Source organism: Kocuria himachalensis, from assembly GCF_054784195.1.
Genome location: NZ_BAAGPL010000015.1, coordinates 307267 through 322314 on the forward strand (window position 1 = coordinate 307267; position 15048 = coordinate 322314).

General features: G+C 74.1%; 10 protein-coding genes. 7 read left to right on the forward strand and 3 right to left on the reverse strand.

Going from position 1 to position 15048, the window contains the following annotated elements; all coding sequences use genetic code 11:
• The first annotated feature begins 492 nt into the window (after positions 1 to 492).
• Positions 493 to 2334 (forward strand): ABC-F family ATP-binding cassette domain-containing protein, encoded by a 1842-nt coding sequence (locus tag ACYVM4_RS10580; protein ID WP_460668536.1) that lies wholly within the window; start codon positions 493 to 495, stop codon positions 2332 to 2334.
• Positions 2335 to 2338: 4 nt separating this feature from the next.
• Complete coding sequence (locus ACYVM4_RS10585; RefSeq protein WP_460668537.1) at positions 2339 to 3682, forward strand: phosphotransferase family protein; 1344 nt, start codon at positions 2339 to 2341, stop codon at positions 3680 to 3682.
• 125 nt (positions 3683 to 3807) lie between these two features.
• Here ACYVM4_RS10585 and ACYVM4_RS10590 read toward each other — a convergent pair whose 3' ends face one another.
• Positions 3808 to 5079 carry a ScyD/ScyE family protein gene (locus ACYVM4_RS10590; RefSeq protein ID WP_460668538.1) on the reverse strand — a complete coding sequence of 424 codons (1272 nt, stop codon included), beginning with the start codon at positions 5077 to 5079 and terminating at the stop codon, positions 3808 to 3810.
• Between the two features lie 192 nt (positions 5080 to 5271).
• Between ACYVM4_RS10590 and ACYVM4_RS10595 the strand changes: the two genes are divergently transcribed.
• On the forward strand, positions 5272 to 6849 hold the full coding sequence (locus tag ACYVM4_RS10595; RefSeq protein ID WP_460668539.1) for a bactofilin family protein: 1578 nt from the start codon (positions 5272 to 5274) through the stop codon (positions 6847 to 6849).
• A 3-nt stretch (positions 6850 to 6852) separates the two neighbouring features.
• Here the strand turns inward: ACYVM4_RS10595 and ACYVM4_RS10600 are convergent, their stop codons facing one another.
• Positions 6853 to 7299, reverse strand: coding sequence for an adenylyltransferase/cytidyltransferase family protein (locus ACYVM4_RS10600; RefSeq protein ID WP_368821774.1), 447 nt, complete (start codon positions 7297 to 7299; stop codon positions 6853 to 6855).
• 167 nt (positions 7300 to 7466) lie between these two features.
• Positions 7467 to 8600 carry an acyltransferase family protein gene (locus tag ACYVM4_RS10605; RefSeq protein WP_460668540.1) on the reverse strand — a complete coding sequence of 378 codons (1134 nt, stop codon included), beginning with the start codon at positions 8598 to 8600 and terminating at the stop codon, positions 7467 to 7469.
• 396 nt (positions 8601 to 8996) lie between these two features.
• Between ACYVM4_RS10605 and ACYVM4_RS10610 the strand changes: the two genes are divergently transcribed.
• From ACYVM4_RS10610 to ACYVM4_RS10625, 4 genes are read left to right on the forward strand one after another with little or no spacing between them, the layout of a single operon-like run.
• Entirely contained in the window at positions 8997 to 9710 is a 714-nt protein-coding gene (locus ACYVM4_RS10610; RefSeq protein ID WP_460668541.1) for a hypothetical protein, read from the forward strand.
• A gap of 33 nt (positions 9711 to 9743) precedes the next feature.
• The gene (locus tag ACYVM4_RS10615; RefSeq protein WP_460668542.1) at positions 9744 to 13271 is read left to right on the forward strand and encodes a fibrinogen-like YCDxxxxGGGW domain-containing protein; all 3528 of its coding nucleotides are present in this window, start codon (positions 9744 to 9746) and stop codon (positions 13269 to 13271) included.
• On the forward strand, positions 13271 to 14092 hold the full coding sequence (locus ACYVM4_RS10620; protein ID WP_460668543.1) for a CDP-alcohol phosphatidyltransferase family protein: 822 nt from the start codon (positions 13271 to 13273) through the stop codon (positions 14090 to 14092). Before ACYVM4_RS10615 ends, ACYVM4_RS10620 begins: the two co-directional genes overlap by 1 nt.
• Positions 14082 to 15047: a glycosyltransferase gene (locus tag ACYVM4_RS10625; protein ID WP_460668544.1), complete on the forward strand. Its 966-nt coding sequence runs from the start codon at positions 14082 to 14084 to the stop codon at positions 15045 to 15047. The genes ACYVM4_RS10620 and ACYVM4_RS10625 overlap by 11 nt, the downstream gene beginning before the upstream one ends.
• The last annotated feature ends 1 nt before the right edge of the window (position 15048 follow it).

Consider the following 15048-nt stretch of genomic DNA (forward strand, 5'->3'; position numbering starts at 1 on the left):
CTTGGGGGCTCGGCGCACCTGGGGCCTCTAGGTTGGGGACTCGGCGCGCCAATGCGCGGGAGATTGGGGATTCGGTGCGTCCGGCGCCCAAGTACTTGGGGGCTCGGCGCACCTGGGGCCTCTAGGTTGGGGACTCGGCGCGCCAATGCGCGGGAGATTGGGGATTCGGTGCGTCCGGCCCCCAAGTACTTGGGGGCTCGGCGCACCTGAGACCTCTAGTTTGGGGACTCGGCGCGCCAGGGCGCGGGAGGCTGGGGACTCTGTGCTTCGAGTCCCCAGTGTCCGCACCCCCATTCCGCCCAGTCCCCCATCTCGCTGCAGATCCCCATGGTTCGGTCTGGGGAATTGCGACCACCTTGGGGACCCGGCGCACCACGGCGCGGGAGGTTGGGGATTCGTCGCACCGAGGGCCCGAAGGGTGGGGGGCTCGGCGCGCCAAGGGCCCCGAGAGGTGGGGACTCGGCGTTGCTGGGGCGCGAGTACCCTTGATGGGTGGCACATCTACTCGGCGGCGAGAACCTGCACCTGGAATTCCCCACCAAGACGGTCTTCGACGCCGTCAGTCTCGGCATCGACGAGGGCGACCGGATCGGCATCGTGGGCCGCAACGGCGACGGCAAGTCCACGCTCATGAAGCTGCTCGCCGGACGGCTCCAGCCGGACGGGGGCCGCGTGACCGTGCGCTCGGGCGTGCGCGTCGGCATGCTCGACCAGGCCGACGTGCTGGACCCGGAGCTGACCGTGGGGCACGCCGTCGTCGGCGACCGCGAGGAGCACGAGTGGGCCGGGGACGCGAAGGTGCGGGACGTGCTCGGGGGGCTGGTCAAGGACCTCGACTGGGACGCCAAGCTCGGCGAGCTCTCCGGCGGCCAGAAGCGCCGCGTGGCGCTCGCCGCCCTGCTGGCCGGGGACTGGGACGTCATCTTCCTCGACGAGCCCACCAACCACCTGGACGTGGACGGCATCACCTGGCTGGCCCGCCACCTCAACAACCGTTGGCCCAAGAACCAGGGCGGTCTCGCCGTGGTCACCCACGACCGGTGGTTCCTGGACGCGGTGTGCACCGACACGTGGGAGGTGCACGACCGGATGGTGGAGCCCTTCGAGGGCGGCTACGCGGCGTACGTCCTGCAGCGCGTGGAGCGGGACCGGCAGGCCTCCACCATCGAGTCGAAGCGGCAGAACCTCATGAAGAAGGAGCTGGCGTGGCTGCGCCGCGGCGCGCCCGCCCGCACGGCCAAGCCGAAGTTCCGCATCGAGGCCGCGAACCAGCTGATCAACGACGTCCCGCCGCCGCGCGACACCGTGGCCCTGTCCCAGCTGGCGGTATCCCGGCTGGGCAAGGACGTGGTGGACCTCGAGAAGGTCTCCGTCTCCTACCCCACCGAGGACGACGGCCCGCGGGAGGTGCTCCGCGATGTGACATGGCTGATCGCCCCCGGCGAGCGCACCGGCATCCTGGGCGTCAACGGCGCGGGCAAGTCCACGCTGCTGGGCCTGGTCACCGGCGAGGTCCAGCCCACGAGCGGGCGGGTCAAGCGCGGGAAGACCGTGAAGATCGCGACCCTGACCCAGCAACTGTCCGAGCTGGAGGACGTCGCCGAGGACCGGGTCTCGGACGTGGTCGCGTCGAAGCGCACCACCTACCTGGCCGACGGCAAGGAGATGACGCCGGGCCAGCTGCTGGAGCGGCTCGGCTTCACCAACGAGCAGCTCGCCACCCCGGTCAAGGACCTCTCGGGCGGGCAGAAGCGGCGGTTGCAGCTGCTGATGATCCTGCTCGACGAGCCGAACGTGCTGATCCTCGACGAGCCGTCCAACGACCTCGACACCGACATGCTCACCGCCATGGAGGACCTGCTCGACACCTGGCCGGGCACCCTCCTGGTGGTCTCCCACGACCGCTATCTCCTGGAACGGGTCACCGACCAGCAGTACGCCGTGATCGACGGCCGCTTCCGGCACCTGCCCCGGGGCGTGGAGCAGTACCTGGAGCTCGCCTCGCAGTCCCGCACCGGCACGGCCGCCGGCTCCGCGAACGCCTCGAACCCGCTGGCGGCGACGGGGACGTCGTCGTCGAACGGGACGACGGCGGACGGCGGGCCGAAGCTCTCCGGGGCCCAGGCCCGTGCCGCGCAGAAGGAGGTGGGCGCGATCGAGCGGAAGCTGGAGAAGCTGTCCACCCAGGTCGACACCCTCCACGCGGAGATGGCGGCGCACGACCAGTCCGACTACACCGGCCTGGGCAGGATCACCGCTCGGCTGACCGCGGTCCAGGACGAGATCGAGGAGCTCGAGCTGCGCTGGCTCGAACTGTCCGAGGACCTGGTCTAGCCCCGTGGCGGGCCCGGAGCAGAAGGCCGTGGCCCTGCTCTCGGGCACCGGGATGGGCCCGGTCCTGGCGGACGCGCTGGCCCCGGCCGGCCTGTCCGTGCAGCGCTGGACCCGGCGGCGCGTCCACCACCGCCCGGGCGCCGGAGTGACCGCGGTCTTCGACGTCGTGGCCCTGGCCGGCGACCGACGGGCCGCCGAGGCGGTGTGCGTGAGCACCGCCGCCCCGCCCGACGGCACGTCGCCGGACGCGGTGCGGACCCGGCACGAGGGCGTCGACCTGGTGGCGTGGCGGCACCCGCACGACCCGTGGCTGCCCGGGCTGGCCTGGGCGTCCTCGCCCGAGGCCGTCGGGCGGGAGGTCTTCTCCTCCGCCGTGCCCGCGGAGCTCACCGAGGTCTCCTACCGGCCCACCCGGCGGGCGGTGCTGCGGGCGGCCCACGGGTCGCAGGTGCGCTACCTCAAGGTGCTGCGGCAGGACCGGGCCGCGGCCCTGCACGCCCGGCACCGGATCCTGCTCGAGGCCGGGCTGCCCGTACCGAAGCCCTGCGCGGACCCGGTGCGGGACGTGGTGGTGCTCCGGCAGCTGCCCGGCATCCCGCTGGCCGCGTCCGTGCGGGACGACGGCGCCGCCGCGCTGCGACCCGAGCACGTGCTCGCACTGCTCGACGCCCTGCCCGCCGCCGCGCTCGGGCTCCCCGCCCGCGCCTCCTGGACGGACCGGGTCCTGGCCTACGGCCACGCGGCCGCGGTGGCCCTGCCGGAGGAGCGCGCACGGATCGAAAGGCTCGCCGCCGCGATCGACGAGGCCCGCCAGGTCACGGATCCCGGCCCGGTGGTGCCCGTGCACGGGGACCTCTACGAGGCCAATCTGCTCGTGGGCCCGGCGGTTCGCGGCCCGTTCGGCCCGGTCACCGGTCTGCTCGACGTCGACGCCGTGGGCCCCGGCCACCGCGTGGACGACCTCGCCTGCCTCGTGGCCCATCTGGCGGTCCTGCCCACGGTCCACGACCGCTACGGGTACGCGCCGGCCGCCGCGCGGCGCATGCTCGCCGGCTTCGACGAGGTCGTGGACCCCGCCGCGCTGCGGGTGCGCTGCGCCGGTGTCGCCCTGTCCCTGGTGGCGGGCGCCCGCCGCTCGGGTGGCCCCCCGGACCGGGCCCGGCGGCGGCTGGTGGTCGCCGAGGACTTCCTCGCGAGCGCGCAGGAGCAGCGGTCCTGCCCCCAGCACGGCCGGGCGCTCCGACCTGACCCGTTGCGACCTGACGGGAGCGACCCGGCGCCGCCGGGCGCCACGACCTGGTCGGGGCGCGACCAGGCCGACGGGGAACGGCCGGTAGCTGGGGCCTGACCATGCTGGGCATGACCGACGGCGGTGGCGGGCCTGCGCCGCGCCACCGCCGTCCGTCGTCGTTCCTGTTGTGCTGACGCGCGCTCGGTGGATCCGCGCTCTGTCCACGGGCTCCGTGGCCGGGACTACTCCTCCGCAGCCTCCAGGCGGTAGGCGTCGGAGAAGTCCAGCTCCCAGACCGCGCCGCCGCCGACGGCGCCGAACGGGTTCATGGGTCCCTCCGCGATGCCTTCGGCCGTGGCCACGCTGTTGACCGCGGCGTAGACCTCGCCGTGCCGGCCGGTCGCCAGACCGGCGGGCAGCGGGACGTCGACCGCGTACCGGGCGGCGTCCTCCTGGTGCCGGTGCAGCACCACCACCTGGCCGGGCACCGTCCCCGGGGTCGGCGGCGCCTCCTCCGCCGGGGTCTCCCCCGGAGGCATCGGCGGCGTGGGCCCGAACAGCTGCGAGACGTAGAGGTGCTCGTGGTCCACCGCCACCCCGGTGATCGCGGTGAAGCCGTCCCAGCGGTCCAGCTCGGTGCCGTCCGCGGAGAACTGCACGACCGAGGCCTCACCCGGACGGATCGACCCCAGCCCACCCACGTAGACGTTGCCGTGCTCGTCTGCGGCCAGGGACGTCGGCACGAACTCGGCCGGGCCGGCCGGGTCGTCCGACCCGTCCGGCAGCACGGTGGTCGGCCACGTGGCCCACGCGGTGACCTCGTACTCCGGCGGGGACTCCTCCGTGGCGGTGGAGAAGTCCGGCTCGACCTTCCACACGGTGTTCGCCCCGGCGTCGGCCACGAGCGCGTAGCCGTCCGGCGACACGTCGTCGTCCTCGTCCACGTACAGCACCGCGTACGGGTTGGAGTCGACCTGCGCGCCGTCGGGGTTCAGCTCCTCCTCAGCGGCCTGCAGGTCGGCGTACGGGAGCAGATACTCCTCCCCGTTCTCCTCGGTGCCCGCGACGAGCATCGCGGCGCCCCGCGCCGTGGGCACCGCGAGGTCGAACCGCTCCGGGTCGTAGCCGGCGATGATGTACTGCCCCTCCACGTCCGTGGCGTCCGCACCGGCGGCTCCCTCCGCGAAGGTCCCGTCCGGCCCCGCCACGGACAGCAGCCCCTCGACGGCCGTGGACACCGTGGGCGCGTCCCGGTGGGGGTCCTCGATCAGCGTGACCGCGCCCGTCGCCCCCATGCACCGGGTCTCTGCGCACTCCGCCCCGCCGCGGCCCGCCTCGGCCACGACCAGGTCGCCGTCCTGGTCCCAGTTGAGCTGACGCGGGTTGTCGAGGTCCTCCGCGACCACGCGCGGCCCGGCCGGGCTGTCGTCCCCGTGCGCGAGCGCCGCCGGCAGCGGCCCCGCCAGCACCACGACGGCCGTGCACACGCCTGCTCCGAATCTCTGTCCTGTCATGACCCACCCCCGGTCGGATCCACCCGCGCGCCAGCCGCGCGACAGCCTCAGGCCAGGACCGTGATCCGACCCCCACCAGCAACGATCGTCAACCGTGACCGCCTCTTGACCTACGCGCGGGTAGGTGGCGGAGCGCCGTCACACTGGTCCGTTCCTTGACACCCCCGGCGCCCCCGGCGTGCACTCGGGAACATGGAGTCCCTGCCGGTGCCCCGCACCTCGCCCGTCCCGTTCCTGCTCCGACCGCTGACCCTGCTGGCCCTGCTGACCCTGCTGGTCCTCGCGCTCGCGGGCGCCCTGCTCACCGCCCCCGCCGCCGGGGCCGTGGAGGTGCGCGACGGAGAGAACGTGGTGGTGGCGGCGGACGAGGTCGTGGACGACGACCTGTACGTGACCGGCGGCAGCGTGGTGGTCGACGGCACCGTGCGCGGCGACCTCCTGGTGGCCGGCGGGACGGTGACGATCAACGGCACGGTCGAGGGGGACCTGATGGCCGCGGCCCAGACCGTGGTGATCGAGGGCACCGTGGGCGACGACGCCCGCGTGGCCGGCCAGGCGCTCCTCCTCGGCGCGCAGGCGCGGGTGGCCGACGACCTCGTCGCGGCCGGCTACAGCCTGGAGACGCGCCCCGGCACCGAGATCGGCGGGGACGTCCTCCTCGGCGCCTACCAGGGCCTGCTGGCCGGCACGATCGACGGCGACGTGACCGCCGGGGCCGCCGCGCTCACCCTGGCCGGCGCGATCGGCGGGGACGTGCAGGCGGACGTGGGCTCCGCCGACGACGTCGGGGCCGCGTGGGCGCCCACGTCCGGCGTCGCCGTGCCCCGGGTGGACCCCGGGCTCACGCTGACCGACGCGGCACGTCTCGACGGGAACCTGTCCTACCGGTCCGGGACAGAGGCGGCGATCGCCCCGGGCGCCAAGATCGCCGGGGAGGTCATCTACGAGCAGGTGGTGGTCGAGGAGGAACCGGCCGGTCCCGCCGGCCCGCTCGCGCTGCTGATCGCCGGGCTGCGCCTGTTCGTGACGCTGCTCCTGGCCGGGCTGCTCGCGCTGTGGCTGCTGCCCCGGGCCGTGACCGGGGCGGCGAGCACGCTCCGGGCCCGGCCCTGGCTCAGCCTCGGCTGGGGCGCACTGACGATCGCCGGAACGGCCGTTGCCGTGCTGGCCGTGCTCGTCGTGTCGATCCTGCTGGCCATCGCCCTGGGCTGGCTGACCCTCGCCGGCCTGGCCGCCGCGGTCGTGACGACGGCCGTGGTCCTCGACCTCGTGCTGATGCTCGGCCTGGTGCTCGCCGTGGCCCTGCTGGCCCCGGTGGTGGTGGCGTACACGGCGGGCGGGCTCCTGGTCCGGGACAGCGCACCGGCCGGCTTCGGCAAGCGTGTGCTCGCCCTGGCCCTCGGCCTGCTGATCTACGTGCTGCTGCGGGCCGTGCCCTTCCTGGGTCCCGTCGTCGGCCTGCTCGTGGCGCTGTTCGGTGTCGGCGCCCTCGTGGTGTGGGCCTGGGACGCGGCGCGCCGCTCCCGGGCGCGCCGGCGCGCGGACCGGAACCGGGACCACGGCCCGGACCGGGGCGGCGACGCCGGATCGTGGCCTGCAGGCCCCCAGCAGCCCGGCGCATGGCAGACCGATCCGGGAGCGGCCGGTTCCCGGCCGGCCGGTCCGGGGCCGACCGGCCCCGGACACGGCCCGCAGGGAACTCCGCGGCCCCGGCCGCCGTGGTCGGGCGACGGCTCCGCGCGGCAGCTCCCCCCGGAGCCGCCGCGCTGAGCCTCAGCCCACCGGGAGCGAGAGCACCTCGAGGGCCGCCCGCAGCTTGGTGGAGGACGTGTGGACCGTGTACGGGAAGTACACGACCTCCACGCCCACCGCCGCGAACTCCCGCTCGAGCCGCTCCCCCTTCGGGGTGCCGCGCCAGTCGTCGCCCTTGAAGAACACGTCGAAGCGCAGCTCCTGCCAGGTGTCCAGCTTGTCCAGCAGCACCTCGGCGTGGACCTGGTCCACGTAGCGGATGTGCTCGACGATCTCCATCCGCTCGCGCAGGGAGACCACCGGCCGATGGCCCTTGGTGATCTCGATCAGATCGTCCGAGACGACCCCGGCGATCAGGTGGTCGCAGTGCATCTTCGCCTGGCGCAGGATGTTCAGGTGCCCCACGTGGAACAGGTCGAACGCCCCGGCCGCGTACCCCACGCGCGGCGTGTGCTTGTCGGTGCTCATGTCAGTCATTCCCCCCTCGGGATCCCGCCGGGGCCTCCTGTGCCCCGGCCCGGTGGACCGCCCGGACGACGCCGGGGGTCCTTCTCGGTCTGCTCGCCGCGGGCACCGTGGGTGCGCGGCGGAAATCTGTGGGCCCGGCCGCCCGGAGCGGACGGCCCGGTGCGGACTCAGCCGGACGCCTGCCCGGCGGGCACCGGGGCGGCGGGCGCCGCGGGGCGCCGGCCGGCCCTGCGGCGGTGGTGCCAGCGGGCCACGGGCTCCTCGACGAGCCACCAGCAGGCGATGCCGGCCACGGTGCCGACCACCACGCGCAGGGCCACCCCGGCCGGCCCGGGCAGCTCCCCGAACAGCGCGGTCAGCGCGTGCCCGGCGCCCAGGTGGAGCAGGTAGATGCTGTAACTGGCTAGTCCCAGCAGCTGGACCGGCTTCCACCGCATCCCCGCCAGGACCCGGGACCCGATCCTGCCGGTGGGCCCGTGCAGGCCCCAGAGCACCACCAGGCAGGCCGCCACCGCCTGCGCCGTGTAGCGCACGGTCTCGCGGAAGAACTCCTCCCGGACCAGCAGCGACCCCAGGTAGAGCAGCACCGCCAGCACCAGGACCCGGTCCCGGCCCCACCACGCCGGGGCGCCGGCGGCGCCCTCCCCGCCGGCACGCTCCGCGGCACCACGCTGCTCGGTGGTGCGGGCGTACCAGACGGCGGCGAGCACCCCGATCGCGATGGCCTCGAGCCGGGTGTCCGTGCCGAAGTAGATCCGGTCCGCGCTCGCCCCGCCCAGGTGCAGGGCCACCCGCGCGCCCGCCGAGGCGACCGCGGCGATCCCCGCCAGCACCGCCAGCGCGGTGGCCGGCCGGCGCCGGCCCACCAGGAGCAGCCAGATCAGCGCGAACGCCACGTAGAACTGCTCCTCGATCGACAGGCTCCACACCACGATCGAGCCGGGCAGGACGTCCACCTGGGAGTCCGTGTAGCGCCAGTTGAAGAAGAAGAAGACCTGCCCTAGGAGGTCCCCCAGGCTCACCGGCCGCACCAGCCACGCGTACAGGGCCGTGGGCAGCACCAGGGCCACCAGCAACGGCGGGGCCAGCTTCAGGGCCCGCCGGCGGTAGAACCCCGCGATGTCGAAGCCCCCGGTGCGCCGGTGCTCCTTGAGCACCAGGTGCGTGATGATGAACCCGGAGATGACGAAGAAGATCGTCACCCCGCTGCCGCCCGGCACCAGCTCCAGCCCCGCGTGCGCGAGCACCACGAGCATCACCGCGGCAGCCCGCATCGCGTCGAGGTGCGCGAACTGCCGCACGGGCAACTGCGCTCTCGGGCGGCGGCGCGCCCCCGCCGGAACCGCTCCTGCTGTCTCCCCCACCACAACGTCCCCCTGCGTTCGCCGGACCCCGCGCTCCCCCCGAGCCGCGGCCGTCCCGTGCTGCGTCCGGACTCCTGTTTGCTACAGGAAACTCCGGTGATCGCCTCACCCTACTGCGGAGAAACGCGCGTTTGCATCTGATAACGGGGGTCACAAAAGGGGACATCGGATTCCGTTCCCGATCGTTAACGCCGGGGTTAGACTCCATGCGATCCAATGAATTCGGACGGGGGGTCGTCCGGAACGCCGCGGGGGTCCCTCGACCCACGACCTGCGGCGGATCACCGCGGCGCCGGCCATCGGCGCCGGAAGTTCAGATCTGGGGGAGCTGACATGATCCTTGACCTGTCGTGCACATCGAGCACTCGAGGTCCCACTGACCGAACAGCCCGCACGGTGCTGGGCGGGCTCCTGCTCGCCGGCATCCTGACCGGCTGCGGCGCCGCCGGTGCCGCCGACGACACGGCGGCCGAGGCCCTCGAGGCGAGCACGGTGGTGGAGCTGGAGACGCCGCAGGAGGTCCGCGCCAAGGACCTGCCCTCGGCCGCACCCGTGGCCGCCGACGCACCCGAGGTCCAGCCGATCGAGGCCGTCCTCGAGGCCCAGGAGGCCTTCGTCCCGTCGGACCAGCCGGCTCCGGCCGATCCGGCCAACCCGGAGTCCTCCTCCGAGCTCGGCGGCGGGAACGGTCCCGCCGAGCTGGACCCGGCCGTCGTCGCGGCGGCCGAGGAGTCCGCCACCGGCGCCGCGCTCCAGGAGGTCATCGCGTCCCTGGCCGAGTTCGAGCACCAGGGCTGGGAGCAGCGCGGGACGCCCGTCGTCGTCGGCGAGCCCGTCTCCGCCCCGCTGCCCACGGACGACGGCGAGGCCGTGCGCGTGACGGTCTGCCTGGACTCCTCCGAGGTCACCGTCGTCGACCGTGAGGGCGTGGTCGTCAGCGGCAAGCAGAAGGGCCGCAAGGCCCTGCACAACTACGACCTCTTCCGCCAACCGGGCCAGTCCTGGCAAGTCGTCCAGCACGGCTTCCCCGACGACCCGACCTGCTGATCCGTCCGCTCGAACCTGTTGAGGAACCACACCATGGGAAACACGAACACCCCGCCCCGGGCGGATCGCAGCCGGCGCCGGGCGCGCACGGCCCGCACCAAGGCGTCCCTGAGCATCGGCACCGTGATGGCCGTCGCCGCGACGCTGCTGACCTTCGGCCCGGTGGGCGCCGCCGAGGCGCCGCCGGTGGACGGCAAGTCCGCGGCCTCGGCCGCGGCGTCCTGCTGGGAGATCAAGCAGAAGGACCCGAAGTCCGCCTCCGGCGTCTACTGGCTGGTCACCCCGGCCATGACCGCGCCCGAGCAGTTCTACTGCGACCAGGTGACCGACGGCGGCGGCTGGGTCCTCGTGGGCCGCGGCCGCAACGACTGGAAGGAGTACTACCAGGGCGTGGGCACGCCCAAGGACGTCTCCTCGACCGTCACCGGCACCGCGGCCTTCGCGCCCAAGCAGCTGTCCTCGAAGACGGTGGACGAGCTCCTGAACGGGCAGCGGCCCGACGCCCTCGACGACGGCATCCGGTTGCGCCGGGCCCGTGACGCCGCGGGCACCACGTGGCAGGAGGGGCGGATGAAGATCTCCGCCAAGCCGTACTGGAACTGGACGTTCGGCTCCCGCACCCCGGTCACCTCCTTCTCCCTGGTCTACGGCACCGGCGTGGCCTCCGGGACCACCGGCACCACCAACGACTTCGGCACGAACACCGGCACGGCCCGCGTCCGCTTCCAGGACGTCGCCGAGACCAGCTGGCAGCGCGGCTTCCGCTACGGCGACACCGTGACCGGCAGCAACACCAGCACCACCCACCTGTGGACGCCCACCGCCGGCGGCGCGGGCGCCATCCCGTTCACCCAGATGTACCTGCGGCCCAAGGTCACCCAGCAGGCCTTCAGCGGCAAGGCGGTCCCCGACTCCGGCACCGCGGCGATCGCCCAGCGGGCCCTGCCCAACAGCGGCGCCGAGCCCACCAAGTGGGGCGCCGTGGAGCGCGCCGACGGGCAGGGAGAGGAGATGAACACGGAGGTGCAGGCCTTCGAGCAGATCGGGAGCACGGTCTTCGCCGGCGGCAACTTCAAGGCGATGCAGCGCAACGCCGCGGGCACCGGACGCGTGGCCCAGTCCTACCTCGCGGCCTTCGACGTGAACTCCGGCGAGCTGCGCACCGACTTCCGCCCGGTCTTCAACGGCCAGGTGAAGGCCCTCGCCGAGCTGCCGAACAACCGGCTGGCCGTCGGCGGGCGGTTCAGCACGGTCAACGGCGTGAGCGCCCCCGGCTTCGTGGTGCTCGACGCCACGACCGGCAAGGTGGACACCGCCTGGAACCTCAAGGTGGAGAACCTCCTCACGGGCGGCGTGCTGCAGGTCCGCACGCTCGACGTGCAGGGCGACCACCTCTACCTGGGCGGGGCCTTCACCCACCTCAGCGGCGGGCAGGCCACCGGCAAGGTCTACGCCCGGTCCGGCGCCCGCGTGAAGATCTCCACGCGCACCCCGGACGCGACCTGGAACCCGGAGTTCAACGGCACCGTGACGAGCGTCGACGCCTCCGCGAAGGGCGACCGGCTCTACGCGGCCGGGTACTTCAACCAGTCCCGCGGCGCCTCCGCCTTCCGCCTGGCCGCGGTGCGCACCACGGCGGGCGCCGCGCTGGACACCTGGACCTGGGAGCCGTCCGTGCCCGTGGACTACGCCAACCCCGGCCAGACGGCGTTCCAGCTGGCCGTGCGCGAGCAGGGGAACACCGTGTGGGCCGGCGGCGCCGAGCACTCGATGTTCGGCTACGACCGCTCCACCTTCCAGCGCACCTCCGCGGGCATCACCTCCCTCGGCGGGGACATCCAGGCGATCACCTCCACCGACGACACCGTCTACGGCGCCTGCCACTGCTTCCACTGGTACAACGCCGGCGCCACCAAGTGGATCAAGGCCGGGGGCAACACCCGCCCCGTGACCGTCGCCGACCGGATCAACGCGATCGGCGCGTGGGACGCCGCGGCGGGCAAGTACCTGCCCGGCTTCAACCCCGACATCAAGGGCTTCGGCGGCTGGGGCGTGTGGGCCACCCTCGTGGACAGCAACGGGGTGCTGTGGACCGGCGGCGACATCAACCGCAGCGTCTCCACCTCCGGCGCCGCGCAGTGGTCCGGCGGCTTCCTCCGCTTCGCCCCGCGCGACGCCAAGGCCCCGGCCGCGCCCGCGGGACTGAAGGTCCTCCTGGACGGCACGTCCGACGCCCTCACCTGGACGGCGGCCCCCGAGACGGGCGTGACCTACCAGGTCCTGCGCAACGACCGGCCGATCGGCACCGCCACGGGCACGAGCCTCAAGGTGCCGCACGTGGACGGCGCCCGGTACGCGGTGCGCGCGGCGGACGCCGCGGGCAACGTCTCCGCCTCCACCCCGGTGGTGCTGGCCGGCTCGCAGCCGGCCCCGGCGCCGCAGCCCGAACCCCAGCCCGAGCCGCAGCCGGCGCCCGGGACGAGCACCCTGATCGCGGAGGGCGCCACCTGGAAGTACCACCACCAGGACGTGGCGCCCGGTGCGGACTGGGCCGGGACGGCCTTCGACGACACCGCGTGGAAGCAGGGCTCGGCCGTGCTCGGCTGGGGCGACGCCTCGGTCAAGACCACGCTGGTGGCCGACGGCACCCGGCCGCTGACCACCTACTACCGCCGGACCGTGGACGTGGCCGACGCCTCGAAGGTCGCGAAGCTGACCCTCACCACCCGCGCCGACGACGCCGTGGCGGTCTACGTCAACGGCAAGGAAGTGGTCCGTTCCAACCTCCCCGAGGGCGAGCTGAACGCCGGGACCTACGCCCTGGCACCGCGCCGGACCGCCGCCGCCGTGGCGGAGCCGGTCGTCGTCGAGGTGCCCGGATCGGCGCTGAAGACCGGCAGGAACGTGATCTCCGCCGAGGTGCACTCCAACTGGCGCAGCACCACGGACGCCACCTTCGACCTCTCCGCGGTCGTCACCGCCGGCACGCAGCCGGCGCCGCCCGCGGCGGAGGAGCCCCCGGCCGAGGAGCCCGCCGGTCCGGCCGCGCTGGTCGCCGAGGGCGCCACCTGGAGGTACCACCACGACCGCGCCACCCCGCCGGCCGACGACTGGGCCGGCACGGCGTTCGTCGACACCGCGTGGAAGCAGGGCTCGGCCGTGCTCGGCTGGGGCGACGCCTCGGTCAAGACCACGCTGGTGGCCGACGGCACGCGTCCGCTGACCACGTACTACCGCCGGTCCGTGGACGTGGCCGACGCCTCCAAGTACGGGAAGCTGACGCTCACCACCCGCGCCGACGACGCCGTGGCGGTCTACGTCAACGGCCAGGAGGTCGTCCGGGACAACCTGCCGGACGGCGCCCTGAGCGCCGGGACCTACGCGCTGTCGCCGCGCCGGACGGCCACCGCGCTGGCCGCCCCGGTCGTGGTGGAGATCCCCGCGTCGGTGCTGCGCAACGGCAAGAACGTGATCGCCGCCGAGGTGCACTCCAACTGGTCGAACACCACCGACACGACGTTCGACCTCGAGCTCGTGCCCAGCACGGAGGCGAACGCCTGATGAGCGCCTCCACCGACACCGCCGCGCCGCGGCGCCGGCCCACCTTCCCGGAGGCCCTGGCCGGGCTGCGCGCGGCGCAGAAGCCCGGCCAGGGGGTCCCGGCGTACACCCGGTGGGTGAACCGCCCGCTGGCCCGCTACGCCGCGGCCGAGGCCGCCGCGGCAGGGCTGACCCCCAACGGGGTGACCGCCCTCAGCGCGGTCCTCTCCGCGGCGGGGCTGGTCGTGCTCCTGGCGGTCCCGCCGGCCCCGGCCACGGGTGTCGTCGTCGCCGTGCTCCTCGCGGCCGGCTACGTCCTGGACTCCGCCGACGGGCAGGTGGCCCGGCTCACGGGCACCGGCTCGCCGGCCGGGGAGTGGCTCGACCACGTGGTCGACTCGATCCGGACCCCGGCGCTCCACCTGGCCGTGGCGGCCGCCGCCCTGCTGCACCCGCGGCCCGAGGCGTTCCCGGCCGCAGCACTCGCGGTGCTCGCCGCGCTGTTCGTGCTCGTGGAGGTCGGCCAGTTCATGAGCCAGATCCTCGCCGAGCAGCTGCGGCGCACGGGCGGCCTCTCCGGGCCGCCCGCGGGCGGGACGCTGCGCTCCTTCCTCAACCTGCCCACCGACGCGGGGGTCACCTGCTGGATCTTCCTGCTCTGGGGGGTCCCCGCGCTCTTCCTGCCCGCCTACGCGATCCTGCTGGCCGCCCTCGCGGCGATCAGCGCGGTCTCCATGCGGCGCAAGTACCTGGGGCTCACCACGCGGCCCGCCGACACCGCCCCGGACGCCGACGCCGTCGGCGCCCTCCCGACCGACAGGAGCACCCGCCATGTCCGCTGACGTCCTCGCCCCGGCACCGACCACCGCCGCCGGCTTCCGCACCGACCACCCGTCCGTCTCCGTCCTGATCGCCACCGCCGGGCGGCCGGAGATGCTCCGCGAGGCGGTCCGCGCGATCGTCGAGCAGGACTACGCCGGCCCGCTACAGGTCGTCGTCGTCTTCGACCGCGTCGAGGTCGACCCGCTCACGGACGTCGACGTCCCGGCCGGCGTGCAGCTGCTGACCGTGCCCAACACCCGCTCCCCGGGCCTGGTGGGCGCCCGCAACACCGGCATCCACGCGGCCACCGGGGACATCATCGCCTTCTGCGACGACGACGACGTGTGGGCCCCGCGCAAGCTCACCCGGCAGGTGGCGCACTGGCACCGGCACCCGGAGGCCTCGGCGATCGCCGGCGCGATCAACATCGTCTCCCACGAGCGCACCATCCGGCGGGTCCCGCAGGCCGTGGCCACCTTCCCGGAGCTGCTCGCCGACCGGATGATGGAGATCCACCCCTCCGCGCTGATCTGCCGCCGCGCCGACCTGTACGGGCCCGTGGGCCTCGTCGACGAGGACCTGCCGTCCTCCTACGGCGAGGACTACGACCTGCTGCTGCGCCTGGCCCGGCACGCCCCGGTGCACTCCGTGCCCGAGACCGTGCTGACCGTGCGCTGGGACCGGCCCTCCTTCTTCCGCCAGAAGTGGGGGGACATGGCCGACGCCCTGACCTACATGCTGCGGAAGTTCCCCGAGTTCGAGACCTCCGACCAGGGCACGGCCCTGATGGCCGGACAGGTGGCCTTCGCCCACGCCGCCCGCGGCGACCGCGGCGAGGCGGTGCGGTGGGCGCGGGCCGCGCTGCGCCGGGACCGCGGGCAGCTGCGGGCGTGGGGCGCCCTGGCCGTCGCGACGGGCGCGGTCAGCGCCGAGCGGCTGCAGAACGCCGTGTCCTTCTTCGGCAGAGGGGTGTGAG